Genomic DNA, 1285 nt, shown 5'->3' with positions numbered 1-1285 from the left:
TGGTATTATCCCCTACAGGTAGACGGAGTAAAAAGAGAACATGATAAAATGTTCTTAACAGTCTATCTGGGAGGGGATTTTTCTATGGCAAAAAAGGGGCAAATCTTTCAAACATATACAGAAGAATTAAAGCGAGAAGTTGTTCGTTTGAAGTTAGAGGAAGGCTGGTCATATCGTCGGCTTCGTGAGCGATTTGGTATCAAAAGTGATGCACAAATAGCGAATTGGGTAAAGAAAGTGCAGAATAATGAGCCTTTTGAAGACCAACGTGGTGTATGGAACCGTAAGAATTTTACTAGTGTAGAAGAAGAAAATGCTTATCTGAAAGCGCAGGTGGACTATTTAAAAAAGCGCAATCCAAATCTACATGGGAAGGAATGGTCCTGAAAGCCGAAAGGTTTCAAGTGATTGATGAATTGAGGAAAGTACACCCACTCACGTGGCTAATAAAAATCGGTGAAGTTTCAAGATCTGGTTATTATAAATGGCGGAAGACTCAGTCTAAACGATCTCTAAGACTTGAGAAAAACCTATGGATAAAAGAACATATATTAGCCATTCATAAGATACATCCATACTACGGATATAAGCGAATGACTCGAGCTTTATTTAGAGAGGGAATCGTTGTAAATCATAAGCGTGTGCGTCGCTTGATGAGAGAATTGGGAGTTACATCTGTAATTCGAAAGAAACGCCCTTTCTATGGTAGAAGAGGATCCGTAGTATTTAAGAATGTTTTAAACCGTGAGTTCTATGCAGAGTCCATGTTTCAAAAGTTAGTAACAGATATAACCTATGTGCGGATTGGAGACACGTTTGCCTACTTATCTGCCGTTTTAGATTTGTATAATAATGAAATTGTCGCATGGGAAGTTTCTTCTCGAAACGATCTTGAATTGGTTCATAATACGTTGAATCAGTTAAGGGATAAGTCATTCGAAAAGGGTGCCCTTCTTCACTCTGATCAAGGATTCCAATATACGACGAAATCATACGAAAAGCAGATAAAAGAACTCGGTATCCAAGGAAGCCACTCTCGTCGTGGCAATTGTCATGATAACGCTTGTATAGAAAGTTTCTTCTCGCATTTAAAAACAGAGAAGTTATATTTGGTAAGCCTAAAAACAACAGAGGAAGCTTATATAGCTATTCAGGAGTATATAGAATTCTACAATACGGATCGCTTCCAAGAAAAATTTAACGGCCTTTCCCCGATTGAATATCGAGAAAAGGCCGCAGCTTGAAATACTCTTTTTTTATTGTCTACTTGACAGGGTTATGTGCA

General features: G+C 38.1%; 1 protein-coding gene. It reads left to right on the top strand.

What is annotated here, in order from left to right; all coding sequences use genetic code 11:
• Positions 1 to 84 precede the first annotated feature (84 nt).
• A protein-coding gene (locus tag ACQKL0_RS20115; protein WP_427689212.1) for an IS3 family transposase occupies positions 85 to 1244 on the top strand; the annotation gives its coding sequence in 2 pieces (ribosomal slippage) (positions 85 to 343 and positions 343 to 1244; 1161 coding nt in all).
• Positions 1245 to 1285: the final 41 nt, after the last annotated feature.

Origin of the sequence: Peribacillus sp. NPDC097264, from assembly GCF_050277925.1 — a bacterium.
In the GTDB taxonomy this organism is placed as follows: Bacteria; Bacillota; Bacilli; order Bacillales; family DSM-1321; genus Peribacillus.
Note: the sequence above shows the minus strand (reverse complement) of the source record. Positions and strands in the feature narration are given on the sequence as shown.